Below are 16,633 nucleotides of genomic sequence, written 5' to 3'. Positions count from 1 at the left end.
GTGGCAGCCGCACCTGCGCCGCGGAACAAACTCGCGGTCGGGACGGCGATGGCCGTTCCAGCCGCGGTGGCTCTCGCGGCACTCAACGAACTTGCACACGTTCTTGATCAGCCAACAGACTTGTCTGGCGTTCCGGGACTGCTGTTCCTGGCGACTGTTGGCCTTTTCTGGATAACGCCTTTTGCGGCTGCTGGTGCGGTGGCGGGGAGATGGATATCGACGCGAACGCCAGTGCGGCCGAACTGAGTTGAAGGTTCGTCATAGCCCCGCCGAGAACGCGGAGGAAGTGCGAAGCCCCAGCCCGAGGCACCGTCCTGCCGGTCCACTTCGAGGACCGGAGCGGGCCCGGGGACGAGCGGCTCCGGCGTCATCCGGCGCGCTGCGCCTCGTGCGCGAGGTAGACCGCGACCCTCGTCTCGTTGACCTGCTCCGACAGGCGGGTCCGCGCCTCCCGCCGGTGGACCGATTGGGAGAATAATCCGCTTTATCACGAGTATCTATGCGTGGATAACGGTGGAAGGCTCGACGCTCCGGTCTGCGGCGGTAAGACAAGCACGAGCGGTGGCTGGCGAGGTCCAGGGGCTCCGTCGCGCGACTTCTTCAATCCCGATCGCTGCGATCTCGTCGATACGAATGGCTGCATCGAGAGGTGCCTACAACGGGCCTTCGATGACCTGTCTAACGGGGTTGGTACAACTTGTTCTCCTCCAACTGCCAGCATTGGGCGGAGTCCAGCTACGAACAGTGCGTGAACCAGTGCAATGGGCTGAGATGGCGGTGAGGCGCGAGTGATGGCTCTCTATCGTGGGAGTGGGCGCCAAACGAGGCACGTCCGGCCGGTATACATCGCTGCCGTTCTCTTTGCGTCTGGCTGTCATTCGGCGCCTGCTGGAACAAGATGGATTTTGCCGGATGGGTTTCAGGGTTGCGTCGAACTCGAATACGAGGTGCCTGGGGCGCCGACCCTTCCCGAGGAGCAGGGGTTCCAGGTTGTGGTCGTGCCCGCCACTGCGATGCAGACGCCAGAGGCCGGTTCTCGCGAGTTGATGTGGAGGCACGCAACTTCCAGTGCTCCACGTCTGGGAGAGTGGCAACGGACCGAGGTATTCGCCCTCAAGGACGGGAAACTCCACAGGGTGGAACCGGAGATTGGGGGGAGTACCCGCGGGGCGGCCGACGGCTCAGGGAGATTGAAGCGCCTGCCCTCGGGCGGAACGCTGGTGGCGCGCACCTGCTTCAAGTTGCCGAAGGCGAGTTCACGATGACCACGCTGCGCGCGTGCCCGTAGAGAGCGGCGCCATCCTGAAGAGCGTCTGGTCGAAGCGCTCGCTAGGCCTGTAGCCCACTCCGAGCCGCCGGCGTGGTCGGCGCCGTGACCGAGAGTGTCAGACCCGTACGCAATGATGCGCGCAATGGACGCCGCGCTCGTCACCGCCGGATTGGACGCCGCCGCGCTGGACGCGGCGCTGGCGCGCCACGCGCCGCCGCGGGTCGAGCTGCCGCCGTTCACGCTCGCCGAGATCGAAACCTGGTTCCGCGGGGGCGAGCTAGAGGGCGACGCGGGCGAGCACCTCCTCGTCTGGGCGGCGCGGATGCGGGGAGGCCTCGACGTCGAGCTGGCGGAAGGGCTCGCGGCGCTGAAGCGGGGAGACCGGCTGGCGGCGCTGGGCTGCCACCTCGACGACTACGCCCGCGAGGCGCTCGACCTGGGCAAGCGCGCGGCCGAGAACCTGGCGCGGCTGGGCGCGGGGCTGTGCGAGCGGCCGCTGCTCCGCGAGGCGCTGCGCGCGGGGCGGGTGCGGCTCCGGGCGGCGGAGACGATCCTGCCGGTCGCGGTGGGCGAGGCGGAGGCGGCGTGGGTCGAGCGCGCCGTCGTGGAGACGGTCCGGACGCTCGAGGCGGCGGTCCGCGCGGCGCGGGCGCGGGGCGACGCGCCGGGCGATGCGTTCGATGGTGACGATGACGAGGCGTGGGTCGAGCTGCGCACGCAGCTGCCGCCGGACGAGCGGCGCGTGCTGGACGAAGCGCTCTCCCTCGCCCGGGAGCTGGAGCCGGGATCGAGCCGCATCGAGCAGCTCGAGGCGCTGGCCCAGGAGTACCTGGCGGAGCATCCGGGCGATCCGGATGCAGACGACTCGCGCCCGCTGGGTCCGGGGTTTCGGGCGCGAGGCCCCGAGCCGACCCGGCGGACCGCCACGGCGAGCCTGGGGCCAGACGGGTGGGCGGCGCTGCCGGACGTTCCACCCGTGCCCGCGCCGGAGCTCTCGTTCGATGACGGCCTGACGGCGCAGGAGCTCGACGCGCGCCTGCGCGCGCTGGCGGAGTGCCGCGCCGGATGGGAGCGGATCATCGGGTTGTGCGGGTACGCGGTGAAGCGGAGCGGGATGCACCGGCTCGCCGGCTACGGGAGCTTCCGGGAGTACGTGGAGGAGCGGCTGGGGCTGCCGGCACGGACGGTCGAGCAGCGAGTGGCGCTGGAGGCCCGGCTGGCGGCGTCGCCGGCGCTGGAGGAGGCTCGCCGTCGGGGCGTCTCCTACGAGAAGCTGCGGGTCCTGGCGCGGCTGCAGGAGTCCGACATCCGTCAGTGGATACCGAGGGCGCTGGAGGCGACCTGCGTCGCGCTCCGCCGCGAGGTGGAGGGCGAGCGCGAGGGGCAGCTGCGTGCGCGGGGGAAGCTGGTCGCGTCCCTGCCGCGCGGGGTCGGGGTACTGCTCGCGGCGGCCATCGCGTCCGTCCGGGAGCGGCACGGGCCCGCGCTCTCCACCGGAACCTGCCTGGCGGTCATCGCCTTCCACTTCCTCGCGACCTGGGGCGACGCGCCGGGGCGGTCACCGACGCGCTCGCGGCGCATCCGGGAGCGGGATCAGGGCTGGTGCCAGGTGCCGGGCTGCAGCCGGCACGCGGCGCACGCGCACCACATCGACTTCCGCTCGCACGGTGGCAGCGACGACCCGGAGAACCTGGTGGGCCTCTGCGCGTTCCACCACCTTCGCTGCATCCACGGCGGCTTCCTCTCGGTGCTGGGGCGCGCGCCGGGCGAGCTGGTGTGGCTGCTGGGCGGACGGATCTGGGCAGGACCGCACCGGCGCGGCGCGGACACGCCCGGATGGGCCGCGCCGGCGACCTGCTGATGCGAGCTCCTCGTCGGGTCTCGGCGCGGTTTGCGGCACGCGCCGCCGCGCTCACGCCGTCGCCGGCGCGCCGCGGGGCAGGGTGACGGTGAACGTCGTCCCCTGGCCCGGCTCGCTCTCGACCGAGACCGAGCCGCCGTGCGCGCGGACGATCTCGCGGACGACGTACAGCCCGACCCCGAGGCCGCCGACGCCACGGTGAGGGCAGGCGCGCTCGAAGGCGTGGAAGACGCGCTCCTGATCGGCGGGCGGGATGCCGGGGCCCTCGTCGTGGACCCGGATGCGCGCGGACGCGGCGTCGGCCTCGACGCGGACCTCCACCGGCGCCCCGGGCGCGTACTTGAGCGCGTTGCCGACGAGGTTCTCGAGCACCTGATCGATGCGGCGGCGGTCCCAGGCCCCGAGCACCGAGCGCGGCGCGTCCACGCGCAGCGTCACCCCCGCCGCGGCGGCGTCGGCGGCGTGCTGCTCGACGGCCTCCCGCACCGCCGCGGCGAGATCCATGGGCGCGACGTCGAGCCGGAACCGCTTGGTGGAGAGCCGGGTGACGTCGAGCAGGTCGTCCACCAGCGTGGCCAGCCGGTGCACCTGCCCGCGCGCGCCGCCGAAGATCTGCACGAGCTTCTCCTGCGGCATGGCGCGCAGCTCGCCGCGCGCGATGAGCCGCTCGAGCATGGCGATGCGGAGCTGCAGCGGCCCGAGCGGCCCCTTCAGCTCGTGCGACGCGATGGCGAGGAACTCGTCGCGCGCGCGCACGGCCCGCTCGGCCTCGCCGTAGAGCCGGGCGTTGTCGAGCGCGATCGCGAGGCGCCGCGCGAGCTCCTCGGCGAGCGCCAGCGCCTCCGGCGTGGCGAGGCGATCCTCGCGATCGCAGAACAGCGACAGCGTTCCGAGCGGCTCGCCCACCCCGGCGAGCGGTAGCGTCAGCTCGACCTCGCCGGGCAGCGCGGCGCGCAGCGGCTCGGGCCAGCCCGCCTGCGCCGCGGGGCGGCTCACCACGGGCCGGCCGGTCTCGAGCGCGCGGGTGATCGACGCGGCGCGGTCGAGCGTCAGGGCCGGGCTCGCCAGCGCGGCGCGGCCCGCCTCCTCGCGCCGCGGATCGGCGTGGGCGAGCTGGACGCGCGGGCCGCCCTCCTGCCGCAGCACGAGCAGCACCGCGTCGGCGAGGTGGGGCACGGGGAGGCGGACGGCGGTGCGCGCGATCGCCTCGGCGTCGAGCGATCCGGCGAGCAGCGCGCTGACCCCGGCGAGGAACCGCTGGTTCTCGGCGTCGCGCGCGAGCAGGCGCTCGCGGGCGCGGTGGTAGTCCACCCGACGGCGCAGCTCGTGGGGCGACACGTGGAGCGCGGTGAGGATGTCGGCGTACGCGGTGGAGATCGCGCGCGCCTCCTCGGGCGTCACCAGCTCTGCGCGGCGCACCGCGGCGTGCGCGGCCGCCGCGCCGATGGCGGCCGCGAGCGCCACCTCCACCTGCGCCTGCAGCTCCGCGACCTGGAGCGCCGTCAGGCCCTGGTCCGGCCGCGCGCCGCAGCGCTCCAGGCACGCGGCGGCCATGGCCTCCGCCTCGGCCGCGGGCACGTAGGTGGCGAGGAGCTGCACGGCCGCGCGCCGCTTCGCCGAAACGGTCGCGAGCGTCGGGGCGTCCACCGCCGCGGCGCCCGCGGGGCCGGCGGCGAGCGCGCCCACGACCCGGTCCGCCCGCGCCGACTCCTCCACGCCGGGCGGGAAGAGCAGGGACGCCACGACGAAGGCGAGCCCGTTCACGAGGAGCGTCCACACCACGGCGTGCGTGACGGGATCGGCGTGGACGTCGAACAGGCCCTCGGGGACGAGGGCCTCGATGCCGAGCGGCCCCTGCACCAGCAGCGACTCGGGGAGCCAGCCGCTCCGCGCCAGCACGGGCACCACCAGCGTGTAGGCCCACACCGCGAAGCCGGCGACGATCCCGGCGAGCGCGCCGGCCTTGCTGGCCCCGCGCCAGAACAGGCCGCCCAGCAGCGCGGGCGCGAGCTGCAGCACGGCGGTGAACGAGACCAGGCCGGTGGAGGCGAGGCCGAAGCGCTGCCCGAACGCCCGCTCGTAGCCGAACGCGAGCGCCAGGACGATCAGCGCGGCCGCCCAGCGCGCGTGGAGCACGTGCCGCCGCAGCCAGCGCAGCGGCGCGAACGCCTCGGCGGCCGGGATGGCCACGTGGTTCGAGAGCATGGTGGCGAGCGCGGTGGTCTCCACGATCACCATGCCGGTGCCGGCGGAGAAGCCGCCCAGGAACACGAGCCAGCCCAGCGCCGGGTGGCCGGTGTCGAGCGGCAGCGAGAGCACGAACAGGTCCGCGTCGGCGGGCCGCGGGCCGACGGCGAGCGCCCCCAGCGCGAGCGGCAGCACGAAGACGTTGATGAGGAGCAGGTACGCCGGGAACAGCCACATCGCCGTGCGGACGTGATCCTCGCTCGCGTTCTCGACCACCGCCACGTGGAACTGGCGCGGGAGCAGCAGCGCGGCCATCCCGGAGACGAGCAGGTGCGCGAGCCAGGTCCCGAGGCCGGCCTCGCCCAGGAGCGCAGGCGCCGGCTCGCCTCGCGGCGCGCCGGCGAACACGTCCGCCAGGCCGTCGCGGAACCCCCACACGAACCAGGCGCCGACCGCCAGGAACGCCGCGAGCTTCACCACGCTCTCCACCGCCAGCGCCACCACCAGGCCGGGGTGCCGCTCGGAGGGCCGCGCCCGGCGCAGGCCGAACACGATCGTGAAGCCGAGCAGGAACGCGAGCAGCGGCAGCCCGAGCCGCTTCCCCGCGTCCGGATAGGCGAGCGACGGGCCACCTCCGGCGACCATGCCGAGCGTGGCGATCATGGTCTTCAGCTGGAGCGCGATGTACGGCACCAGCCCGACCACGAGCAGCCCCGTCGCCGTCAGCGCCACGCCCTGCGACCGCTCGTAGCGGAGCGCCAGCACGTCGGGGAGGCTCGTGACCTGGTAGCGGTCCTTGAGCCGGACCAGCTTGCGCACCACCCACCACCACACCGCCGCGCAGAGCGTCGGGCCCAGGTAGACGGTCAGGAACAGCAGCCCCCGCCGCGCGGCGAAGCCCACGCTGCCGTAGAACGTCCACGTGGTGGCGTAGACGCCGAGCGCGAGCGAGTACACCAGGCGGTTGGAGGCGACCGACCGCCCGCGCGACTCGCGGCGCTCCGCCCACGCCGCGATCGCGAACAGCGCGCCGACGTACGCGGTCACGAGCAGCGCGGGGAGGGCGACCTCACGCATCGGGCGGTCCTCTCCGGCGATGCGGGCGCAGCGCGCGCGCCATGGCCGCGAGCGCGACGACCGCCCCGAGCCAGGCGCCGAGCAGATGGGCGTAGGCCGGCGCGATGGGGAGGGGCGGCGTGCGGACGAACGGCCAGATGACCAGCAGGAGCCCGAGGACCACGATCGTCACGGCCCACGCGCGCGCCGGCTCCCGCCCGTCGGACGAGCGCTCCTCGCGCTGGGCCAGCGACGACACGGCGCACCTCCTGGGTGGCCTGGCTACGGTGGCGCGGACGCGCGCGTTTGCCAACGCGCCCGGTTCGTCTCCCGCGCAGGGCTGGCCCCCGCCTCGTCGGCTCGAAGGGCGGCTCACGCCCCGACGCGCTTCAGCACGGCGAGCAGGTCGTCCACCCCGAAGGGCTTCATCAGGACCGCGTCCACCGGGAGGTCGCGCACCCGGGACGCCGAATGGCCGGTGGTGATCACGAGGCGGATGCCGTCCCAGCGCCGATCCGCCCGGATGGCCGCCGCCAGGGCGCCGCCGTCCATGCCCGGCATCATCAGGTCGAGGAGCACGACGGCGGGCAGGGGCGCGCGCTCGAGCCGCACGAGCGCCTCGGCGCCGCTCGCCGCCAGGTCCACGGCGTAGCCTTCGTCCTCGAGGCACTCCGCGAGGTTCTCGCGGAGCGCATCGTTGTCGTCCACCACGAGTACGCCGGGTCCGGTCATGGGACGCTCGACCGCTTCTTAAGCGGGAGCCCCCCGGCGGGGCAAGGGCTCCGGTCCAAGCGATATCGGCGGCCCGGCGACCCGTCGGAAATACCCGGTCCGGTCGTGCGTAGAGAAGGGCATGGTCGCCTTCCTGCTGTGGGTGCTCCTGCTGGTCGTCTGCTGGCCGCTCGCGCTGCTCGCGCTGGTGCTGTACCCGGTGGTCTGGCTGCTCCTGCTGCCGTTGCGGCTGCTCGGGGTGGCCGTGGACGGCGTGCTGGCGCTGCTCCGCGCCATCGTGTTCCTGCCGGCGCGGGTCCTCGGCGGCGGCCCGCGCGCGGCGCGGGGCTGAGGCGGGCCGCGCGCTCGGGCCCGGTTGCGCCCGCGGCGCCGCCGCGCTACACAGGCCGCGCACCGCAGCCGCGGTGCGGCGATGGAAACGATCTCCTAGCGAACCGGCAGCCTCACCCGCCCACGCCGCCCGGCGCGCGCCCTCGCGCGCGGGCGCTCGCCCAGGAGCATCGCCATGCCTTCCGTCCGCCTCGAGCGGCTGTCGTTCTCGCACGCCGACGCCGCGCCGATCCTCGACGCCGTCGATCTCGTCTTCCCCGCCGGCTGGACCGCGCTCGTCGGCGAGAACGGCGCCGGCAAGACCACGCTCCTCGAGCTCGTCGCCGGGCTGCGCCGGCCCGACGCGGGCCGGGTCCGGCTCGAGCCGGAGCGGGCCCGGGTGGTGCTGTGCCGGCAGGCGGTGGACGCGCCCGGGCCGGACGTGCCGGCGCTCGCCGCCCGCGACGACGGCGAGGCGCGCCGGCTGCGCGCCGCGCTCGCGCTGGACCCGGAGGCGCTCGCGCGCTGGACGACGCTGTCGCCGGGCGAGCGCAAGCGCTGGCAGGTGGGCGCGGCGCTCGCGGCCGACCCGGACGTCCTGCTCCTCGACGAGCCGACCAACCACGCCGACGCGGAGGCGCGGGCGCTGCTCGCCGGCGCGCTCCGGCGGTTCCGCGGCGCGGGCGTGCTCGTCTCGCACGATCGCGCGCTGCTGGAGGCGCTGGCGGCGCGCACCGTCCGGCTCGGGCGCGGCGCGGCGCGCGCCTGGGCGCTGCCCTACGGCGCGGCGCGGGCGGCCTGGGAGGGCGAGGCGCGCGCGGCCTGGGACGCGCGGGCGGCCGCGCAGGAGGAGGGGCGCCGGGTGGAGCGGGCGCTCGCCGACGCGCGGCGGGCGCGCGACGCGGCGGACCGCGCGCGCAGCGGCCGCAAGCGCGACCCGAAGGACAGCGACGGCCGCACGCTGGGGGCGAAGACGCGGCGCGCCTGGGCCGAGGATCGGCTCGGCGCGGACGTGCGGCGGCTCAGGGCCGCGGCGGAGCGCGCGCGGGAGGACGTGCCCGGCGCGCCGCCGCTCGCGGAGCTGGGCGGGTCGGTGTTCCTGGGCTACGAGCGGGCGCCGCGGCCGGTGCTCCTCGCGCTCGACGCGGACGAGGTCCGCGCCGGCGAGACGCCGCTGCTCCGCGACGTGCACCTGCGCCTCGGGCGCGAGGACCGCGTCTGGCTCTCCGGGCCGAACGGCGCCGGGAAGTCCACGCTGCTCCGGGCGCTGCTCGCCGGCGCGGCGCTGCCGCCGGACCGCCTCCTGCACCTCCCGCAGGAGCTGCCGGAGGGCGAGGGCGTCCGGCTGCTGCGCGAGCTGGCCGCGCTGGAGCCCGCGGTGCGCGGCCGGGTCCTCGCGCTCGTCGCCGCGCTCGGCACCGACCCGGCGCGCCTGCTCGCCTCCGCGGCCCCGTCGCCGGGCGAGGCCCGGAAGCTGTTCCTGGCCCTGGGCATGGGGCGGCACGCCTGGGCGCTCGTGCTGGACGAGCCCACCAACCACCTCGACCTCCCAACGGTGGAGCGGCTCGAGGCGGCGCTGGCGGCCTACCCGGGCGCGCTCCTGCTGGTCACGCACGACGAGGCGCTCGCCGCGCGCTGCACCGCGTCGCGCTGGCGCATCGCGTCGGGGAGGGTGGACGCCGCGTGAGGGGCGGTGCGTCCGGGGCTGCGCCGATTAGAGGACGGGCGCGTCCGGGGTCCGAGGTCCGCGCGGGGCGGGGCGCCGGGCGGGCGCCGCCGGCCCGGAGCTTCCGGGCGCCGCGCGCCGTCGCAGATTTCCCGTGGAGGCGAGATGGGTCCCACCGAGCGCGCCATCGCCGAGCTGCCGCCGCACCTCCGCCGCTTCGTGGTCGCGCAGGATCACGCCGCGTACACGCCGCGCGACCACGCGGTCTGGCGCCACGTCCTCCGGCGGCTCACCGCCCACCTGGCCACCCGCGCCCACCCCCGCTACCTGGCCGGCCTGGCCGCCACCGGTATCGAGGTGGAGCGCATCCCGAGCCTCGACGAGATGAACCGGAAGCTGGCGCGGGTGGGGTGGTCGGCGGTGGCGGTGCGCGGGTTCATCCCGCCCGCGGTGTTCACCGAGCTCCAGAGCCGGCGCGTGCTGGCCATCGCCGCCGACATCCGCACCCACGAGCACATCGAGTACACGCCCGCGCCCGACATCATCCACGAGAGCGCCGGCCACGCGCCGTTCATCGCCGACCCGACCTACGCCGAGTACCTGCGGCGGGCCGGCGAGGTGGGGTTCCGCGCCATCGCGTCCGCCGAGGACCAGGCGGTGTTCGAGGCCATCCGCAACCTCTCCGTGGTGAAGGAGGACCCGGAGGCGAGCGAGGAGGAGGTGGCGCTCTCCGAGGCGCGGCTCCGGGCCGCGTCGGCGAGCGTGCGCTACGCCTCGGAGTCCACGCGCGCGAGCCGGCTCTACTGGTGGACCGCGGAGTACGGCCTGGTGGGCACGCTCGACGATCCGAGGATCTACGGCGCGGGCCTGCTCTCCTCGATCGGCGAGGCCGTGCACTGCCTCACGCCCGCGGTGCGCAAGCTGCCGCTCGACCCGGGCTGCGCCGACGTCGCCTACGACATCACCCGCATGCAGCCGCAGCTGTTCGTGGCCCGCGACTTCGACCAGCTCTTCGAGGTGCTGGACGCGTTCGACGCCGGGCTCTCCTGGCGGCGCGGCGGCGACCGCGGCCTGGAGGAGGCGCGCCGCGCACGGACCGTGAACCACCTGGCGCTCTCCGGCGGCCGCGAGCTGACCGGCAAGGTCGCGGAGCGCATCCCGGCGGCGACCGAGATCGCGCCGGGCCTCTCGACCGCGCTGGTCCGGCTGGACGGGCCGGTGCTCGTCTCGCGCGACGGGCGCGCGGAGGGGAAGCCGTGGCCGGGCGAGGTGGTGGTGGCGTTCGGCGACGCGGCGGTGCCAGAGCGCGGGCCGTTCGACCTGGCGCTGCCCGGCGGGCTCGCGCTGCGCGGGTTCGCGGTGGGCGGCGGGGAGGTGGTGGACCTGCGCGCCACGCGCGACGGGCGCCCGCTCGAGCTGCCGACCTGGGCGCTCCTGTTCGTCTCGCGCGACCTGCGCTCGGTGGCGGGCGGCCCCGCCGACCCCGGCGCCTGGGACCGGTGGTTCGGCGAGCACGGCACGTTCACGGCCGGCGAGGGCGAGGCGCGGGCGCGCGCGCGGAAGGCGAAGGCGCTCCCGCCGGCGCTCGCGGCGCTGTACGACGAGGTCCGGCGCCTGCGCGAGACCGGGCGCGCCACGCGCGAGCGGCTGCTCGCGATCCGCGAGGCGGCCGCGGCGTTCCCGGGGGACTGGCTGCTGCGCGCCGAGGTGGACGAGCTGCTCGCGCCGGGCGCCGAGGCAGGCGCGCACCCCTAGCGCGCGTGGAGCGCGGCCAGGGCGTGACGAAGCCGCGCCGCGGCGTCGGCGCCGAGCCCCGGGAGCAGGCGCGCGGCGCGATCGGCGATGGCGGCGGCGATGGCGGGCCATTCCGCGTAGAACCAGCCGGACGACGGTCGCCCGCCCTCGCCGTGGACCCGCTCCATCACCTCGAACAGGACGGCCCTGGCGGCCTCGCAGACCGCGTCGGCCGCGCCAGGATCGAGCCCCGCGGCCCCGGCGGCGGCGGGGCCCGCGTTCGCGGCGAGGACCCGCGCCTCGAGGTAGCAGAGCGCGAGCGTGTCCGCGGCCGCGTACCAGGGATCGCCGCGGCCGCGCGCCTCGAGCTGCGCGACGGCGTCCGCGGGTTCGAGCGGGCGCGCCCGCGCGCCCAGCGCCGCGCAGGCCGCCTCGACGGCCGCGGCGCGATCGGCGCCGGGCCGCAGCTCGAGCAGGAAGTGGCGGCCGGAGGCGTCCGCGCGGCTCTCGCGCACGCCGGGGATCGCGTCGAGTCGCGCCAGCACGGGCGCGAGCGCGGTGCCTCAACCGAGGCCCGCGACGGGACCTCAACCGTAGCCAGGGGCGCGCAGGACCAGCGGGTCGCTCACGGCGGCAACGTACCACCGGCGCGGCGGCGCGGGGGTCTCCTCGGCCGGGCGCGGCGCCCGATCGGACCGCGAGCGGGGCGCTGCGGCAGGGGGCGCCGGGCGTTATCCGGGCTGCGCCGGGGGACACCGTGATCGACCTGCTCGTGAACGTGGACGTGGACGACCTGCCGCGCGCGATGGCGTTCTACACGCAGGCGCTCGGGCTGCGGGTCGGGCGCAGGTTCGGCGGCGCGGCGGCGGAGCTGCTCGGGGCCTCGTCGCCCATCTACCTCCTGGAGAACCCGGCCGGCAGCGAGCCATATCCGGGGGCGGCGGCGCCGCGCGACTACGGGCGGCACTGGACCCCGGTGCACCTCGACGTCGCCGTCCCGGCGCTCGAGCCGGCGCTGGCGCGGGCCGAGGCGGCCGGCGCGCGGCGCGAGGGCGAGATCGTGGAGCGCCCGTGGGGCCGGATGGCGCGGCTCGCCGATCCGTTCGGCCACGGCATCTGCCTGCTCGAGTTCCGCGGCCGCGGCTACGACGAGATCGCCGACCCGGCCTGACCTCGCGCCCTGGCGGACCCCTCAGCGCACGACCTCGAGCACGATCTTCCCGCGCCCGTGGCCGCTGTCGAGCCGCCGGTGCGCCTCGGCCACCTGGTCGAGCGGGAGCACCGCGTCCACCAGCGGCTCGAGCTTGCCCTGCTCGACGAGCCGGGCCAGCTCGCGCAGCCGCGCGCCCTCGCGCGCCAGGAACACGCCGTGCAGCGTGAGGTTGCGGACGTAGAGCGGGGTGAGGTCGCCCGACGCCTCGAGGATCGTCGCCAGCCGGCCGAAGGGCCGGGTGAGCGGGAGCGCCGCGAGGAGCGGTGCGCCGCCGACGGTCGAGAAGACGGCGTCCACCCCCGCGCCGCCGGTCTCCTCGCGGACCGCGCCGGCGAGGTCGTCGCGTTCGTAGTCGAGGCACACGTCCGCCCCGAGCGCGCGCAGCGTGGCCTGGTTCGCGTTGCCGGCGGTGGCGATGACGCGCGCGCCGCACGCCCTGCCGAGCTGGACCGCGAACGAGCCGACGCCGCCCGCGCCGCCCTGGACGAGCAGCGTCTCGCCGGGGCGCACCTGCAGCCGGCGCACGACCGCCTCGTACGCGGTGCCGCCGGCGAGCGGGATGGCGGCGGCCTGCACGTGGGTGAGCCGCGCCGGCTTGTGCGCCACGATGGCCGCGGCGACGGCGTTGCGCTCCGCGTAGCTGCCGAGCGCGTTGCCGAAGATCTCCGGCGTGTAGAACACCTCGTCGCCCGGCGCGAAGCCCTTCACCCCGGGGCCGACCGCCTCCACCACGCCGGACGCGTCGTAGCCGATGACCACCGGCGGCGCGAGCCCGGCCCAGCGCCCGTCGTGCCGGAGCTTCGCGTCCACCGGGTTCGTGCCGGAGGCGATCACCCGCACGAGCAGCTCGCCGGGGCCAGGGGAGGGGTCGGGGACCTCGCGGAGCTCGAGGACCTCGGGGCCGCCGAAGCGGGAGAGGACGATGGCGCGCATGGCCCTGTTCTCGCGCGCCGGAGCGCGGGCGGCACGCGAAACTCGGGGGTGGGCGCGGGCGCGCACCGCCGCCCGTCGCTCAGGGCGGGGCGGGCGTGCCGCCCCCCGCGCTGTCGAGGCTGGCGCGCAGCGCGCGCGCCCGCCGGAGCAGCGGCAGGTCGCGGTCGGCGCGGGCCCAGCGGGCGAGGAGCCCGTCGAGCGCGGCGCGGGCCTCGTCCCGCCGGCCGAGCCGGATCAGCGCCCGCGCCGACTCCCAGGCCGCGCGCGGCCGCAGGCTGGCGGACCAGGCGGGCGCGTAGAGCGGGTAGGCGCGCTCGACCGCCGCGAACGCATCCACCGCCTCCGCGTCGTGCCTCGCCCCGGCGAGCGCGAGCCCCAGCAGGAAGGCGGTCGGGATGGCGGGATCCTGCGCCGCGAGCGGCCGCAGGATGGCGACGGCCTCGTCCGGGCGCGCGGCCGCGAGCGCGGCCGCGCCGGCGTGGCGACGCTCGGCGATGGACCCGGGCGCCAGCCGCGCGGCCCGCGCGGCGGCGGTGGTCGTGTCCCCGAGCAGCGCCCACAGCCACGCGTTGCGATCCCCGTCTGCCTCGGCGCGAGGCGTCCCCGCGCGAAGCGCCGCGAGCGCCGCCGGCAGGTCGTCGCTCGCCAGCGCGAGATGGGCCGCGAGCACCGCGTCGAACGTCGCGCACTCCACGCCGCAGGCCTGCTCCGACAGGCGCCGCCAGGCGCGGCGCGCGGCCCGCAGGCGCCCCTCGGTCGCGAGCAGCACCGGCAGGAACTCGGAGGCGATGCGCCGGTCGCCCGGCTCGGCGTCCGGCTCCGTCCACCGCCGCAGCTCGCGCGCCGCCTCCTCGCCGCGGCCGGCTCGCGCCAGGAGCTCGGCGAGCGCGTAGGACGCCTCGAAGCTCGCCCCGCTGGCCATCGACGAGGCCCGCCGCGCGCTCGCCAGCGCGGCCTTGAGGTGCCCCCGCGCCGCCAGCGCGCGCGCCAGCATCGCGAAGGCGGCCGGGCCGGGCCGCGCCTGCACCGCGCGCCGGGCCCGCGCCGTCGCCTCGTCCGGCGGGCCGAAGCGGTCGGTCCACTGGAACAGGTGGATGGTCGCCACGAGGAAGGCGGGATCGAGGTCGAGCGCGCGGCGAAACAGCCCGGCAGCCTCGCGAGGCCCCGAGGCGGCGCCGCCGTGCCACAGCGCCTCGCCGGCGAGGTAGAGGATGCCCTTGTCGAGCGGGTAGTCGCTCGCGAGGGCGCGGAAGCGGACCTCCGCGCCCGCGAGGTCGCCGTCCACGAAGCTCCGGAACGCGAGGATGGTCCGGCGCTCCTTGTCCGGGAGCCGATCGGCCTCGGCCGCCGCCGCCGCGATGCGGGCCGCCCCGTCCTCGCCCGGCACCTCGTGCCAGCTGGCGAGGACCGCGATCTCGAGGCTGGGCAGCGCGAAGCGCGGGTCGAGCGCGAGCGCGGTGCGGAACTCGGTCAGCGCGCGGGCGGCGTCGAAGTCGTCGTACGACAGCTCGAGCCCGCGCACGTAGTGGCCGTAGGCCTCCAGGCTGGAGGTGACGGCGTCCTGCAGGCGCACCCGGTGCGCCTCCACCTCGGCGTCGTCCTCGCGGAGCGCGCGGCGCGCGCGCGCCCCGAGTCGATCCAGGAGCGCGGGCACGGCCGCGAGGCCGTGGGCGCGCTCCTCCACCGTGAACACCGGCTCGCGGTCGGGGAGGCTCAGCGCCCGCAGCGTCGCGACGTAGAGCTCGCCCTCGCGCCGGATCGACGGGACGAGCAGCGTGCGCACGCCGCCGCGCGCCCCCGCGTCGGCCCCGGTCGCCTCGTCGATGCGCCCGGCGCCCCGACGCCCTCCCTGGCGGGCGAGGTCCAGCATGCGCGATCGCGGGAGCACGCCGATGCGCTGCGACTGCTCCAGCGAGGTGACGAGCAGCCCGGAGAGCGCGTCGAGCCCGGCGTCGCCCGTGTCGTTCACGAAGTCGGCGACCGCCACCAGCTGGCGATCGGCGCCGCGCGCGACGCCCGCCGGCGCCCGGCGGAGGCGCGCGACCGCGACCACCGCGCCGGCCAGCACGGCCACGGCGAGCAGCGCGAGCGCCACCTGCGCCACCGGCCGCCGCCGGCGGGAGCGACGCGCGGGGCGGACGCCGGAGCGGTCCAGCTCGGCGCCGAGCGCGCCGAGCGCCGCGACCACGGCGCCGCCGTCGCGCGGGCGGCGCACCGGGTCCGCCGCCAGCATCCGCCCGAGCAGGTCCGCCAGCGCGGGCAGGTCCGGCACCTGGAGCGCGGGCGCGCGGCGCGGCGTCCGGCCCGGCGCCGCGGAGGGGAAGGGCTGCTCCCCGGTCAGCATCTCGAACAGGATCGCGCCGAGCGCGAACACGTCGGTGCGCTCGTCCTCCGGCGCGCCGCGCCGCTGCTCGGGCGCCATGTACTGCGGGGTCCCGCCCGCGGTGCGCGGGCGGCCGAACGCGTGCGCCAGGCCGAAGTCCAGCACCTTCACCTGGCCGTCCTCGCACAGGAACACGTTCCCGGGGGACAGGTCCCGGTGGAACACGCCCGCCTCGTGCGCGTGCGCGAGCCCCCGGGCGACCGCCTCGGCGACGCGCAGCGCCTCGCGCAGCGGCAGCGGCCCGCGCCGCAGGCGTGCCGCGAGCGTCTCGCCGCGCAGCAGCTCGAGGACCAGGTACGGGCCCGCGGCGCAGCGGCCGACGTCGAACAGCGTCACGATGTTCGGGTGCGTCAGGCGGGCGGCGGCCTCCGCCTCGCGGAGGACCCGGTCGTCGGCGGCCCCGGACGCTGCGGACGGCACGAGCTTGAACGCCACGCTGCGCCCGAGGGTGCGATCGCGCGCCGCGTACACCACCCCGAAGCCGCCGCGCGCGAGCTCCCGGACGATCTCGAAGCGGCCGATCACGGCGCCCGCGTCGAGCGCGCCGGCGCGGGGCGCCGCGGGCTCGCGCGCGAGGTCCACCAGCAGTCTCGAGATCGCGCCCGGCGGGATCGCCGCGCGTTCGCGTACCTCTCGCTCGCGCATGGACCTTCCCCCGGTGCCGCGCCGTGCAGGACCCTAGCACCGGGCCCGTCAGTCGAGGAGTCCCTCCCGGCGGGCCAACCGGGCGAGGCGGGCGCGCAGGCGCTCGAAGCGCTTCTGCAGGACTGACACGTCGAGCGGGCGACCATCGGGCGAGAGCACGCGGGCGATCTCCGACCAGGGGAGCTCCTGGTCCACCCGCAGCGCCAGCATCGACTGCTCCTCGTCGGTGAGCGCCCGGCGAAGCCGCTCGAGCTTGTGCCTCCGGTCCTCGTCGCGCGCCGCCGAGGCGCCCTGCGGCTGCTGGAGGACCGAGGCGTCGTGCGTCCGCAGCCGGGTGCGGTGCCGGTTCCAGGCCTCGGCGCGGACGTGGCGGGCGGCGCTCCACGCGATCCGCAGCGCCCACGTCCGCAGCGCCGCCTCGCCGCGGAACGCCGGCAGCGCGCGCCAGAGCGACTCCTCGAAGCGGGCGTAGGCGTCGGCCGCGTCGTCGCCGTCGCGCAGCACGGACCCGAGATAGCGCCGCACGCCGGGACCGAGCGCGCGCAGCACCTCGGTCGCCGCCGTCGCCGCATCTCCCGTCGCCAGCAGCCCGGAGACTCGCGCGTCGAGATCCACGCCCTCGTGTACCGCGGCGCGGGCCCCCG

At 76.7% G+C, this 16,633-nt stretch carries 12 protein-coding genes; 5 read left to right on the top strand and 7 right to left on the bottom strand.

Annotated elements, in window-relative coordinates:
* Window positions 1-1,412 precede the first annotated feature (1,412 nt).
* A complete protein-coding gene (locus tag ADEH_RS14550) occupies window positions 1,413-3,131 on the top strand; it encodes an HNH endonuclease signature motif containing protein (protein ID WP_041453566.1) in 1,719 nt (572 codons plus the stop codon).
* 51 nt (window positions 3,132-3,182) lie between these two features.
* Here ADEH_RS14550 and ADEH_RS14545 read toward each other — a convergent pair whose 3' ends face one another.
* From ADEH_RS14545 to ADEH_RS14535, 3 genes are all read right to left on the bottom strand, one after another.
* A complete protein-coding gene (locus ADEH_RS14545) occupies window positions 3,183-6,395 on the bottom strand; it encodes an ATP-binding protein (RefSeq protein WP_011421857.1) in 3,213 nt (1,070 codons plus the stop codon).
* Complete coding sequence (locus tag ADEH_RS14540; RefSeq protein WP_011421856.1) at window positions 6,388-6,633, bottom strand: hypothetical protein; 246 nt, start codon at window positions 6,631-6,633, stop codon at window positions 6,388-6,390. Before ADEH_RS14540 ends, ADEH_RS14545 begins: the two co-directional genes overlap by 8 nt.
* Before the next feature lie 113 nt (window positions 6,634-6,746).
* The gene (locus ADEH_RS14535) at window positions 6,747-7,106 is read right to left on the bottom strand and encodes a response regulator (RefSeq protein ID WP_011421855.1); all 360 of its coding nucleotides are present in this window, start codon (window positions 7,104-7,106) and stop codon (window positions 6,747-6,749) included.
* A gap of 121 nt (window positions 7,107-7,227) precedes the next feature.
* Between ADEH_RS14535 and ADEH_RS14530 the strand changes: the two genes are divergently transcribed.
* The 3 genes from ADEH_RS14530 (at window position 7,228) to ADEH_RS14520 (ending at window position 10,836) form a co-directional block, all read left to right on the top strand.
* Complete coding sequence (locus ADEH_RS14530; protein WP_011421854.1) at window positions 7,228-7,437, top strand: hypothetical protein; 210 nt, start codon at window positions 7,228-7,230, stop codon at window positions 7,435-7,437.
* A gap of 174 nt (window positions 7,438-7,611) precedes the next feature.
* On the top strand, window positions 7,612-9,102 hold the full coding sequence (locus ADEH_RS14525) for an ATP-binding cassette domain-containing protein (RefSeq protein WP_011421853.1): 1,491 nt from the start codon (window positions 7,612-7,614) through the stop codon (window positions 9,100-9,102).
* A gap of 144 nt (window positions 9,103-9,246) precedes the next feature.
* Entirely contained in the window at window positions 9,247-10,836 is a 1,590-nt protein-coding gene (locus ADEH_RS14520) for an aromatic amino acid hydroxylase (RefSeq protein ID WP_011421852.1), read from the top strand.
* Here ADEH_RS14520 and ADEH_RS14515 read toward each other — a convergent pair.
* Entirely contained in the window at window positions 10,833-11,360 is a 528-nt protein-coding gene (locus ADEH_RS14515; RefSeq protein WP_011421851.1) for a hypothetical protein, read from the bottom strand. The genes ADEH_RS14520 and ADEH_RS14515 overlap by 4 nt on opposite strands.
* 215 nt (window positions 11,361-11,575) lie before the next feature.
* Between ADEH_RS14515 and ADEH_RS14510 the strand changes: the two genes are divergently transcribed.
* Window positions 11,576-11,986: a VOC family protein gene (locus ADEH_RS14510; protein ID WP_049760204.1), complete on the top strand. Its 411-nt coding sequence runs from the start codon at window positions 11,576-11,578 to the stop codon at window positions 11,984-11,986.
* A 21-nt stretch (window positions 11,987-12,007) separates the two neighbouring features.
* Here ADEH_RS14510 and ADEH_RS14505 read toward each other — a convergent pair whose 3' ends face one another.
* From ADEH_RS14505 to ADEH_RS14495, 3 genes are all read right to left on the bottom strand, one after another.
* Window positions 12,008-12,961: a zinc-dependent alcohol dehydrogenase family protein gene (locus ADEH_RS14505; RefSeq protein WP_011421849.1), complete on the bottom strand. Its 954-nt coding sequence runs from the start codon at window positions 12,959-12,961 to the stop codon at window positions 12,008-12,010.
* A gap of 79 nt (window positions 12,962-13,040) precedes the next feature.
* A complete protein-coding gene (locus tag ADEH_RS14500) occupies window positions 13,041-15,926 on the bottom strand; it encodes a serine/threonine-protein kinase (protein ID WP_232287287.1) in 2,886 nt (961 codons plus the stop codon).
* A gap of 111 nt (window positions 15,927-16,037) precedes the next feature.
* A complete protein-coding gene (locus tag ADEH_RS14495) occupies window positions 16,038-16,604 on the bottom strand; it encodes an RNA polymerase sigma factor (protein WP_011421847.1) in 567 nt (188 codons plus the stop codon).
* Window positions 16,605-16,633: the final 29 nt, after the last annotated feature.

The sequence above is a fragment of the Anaeromyxobacter dehalogenans 2CP-C genome, assembly GCF_000013385.1.
Classification (GTDB): Bacteria; Myxococcota; Myxococcia; order Myxococcales; family Anaeromyxobacteraceae; genus Anaeromyxobacter; species Anaeromyxobacter dehalogenans_B.
Note: the sequence above shows the minus strand (reverse complement) of the source record. Positions and strands in the feature narration are given on the sequence as shown.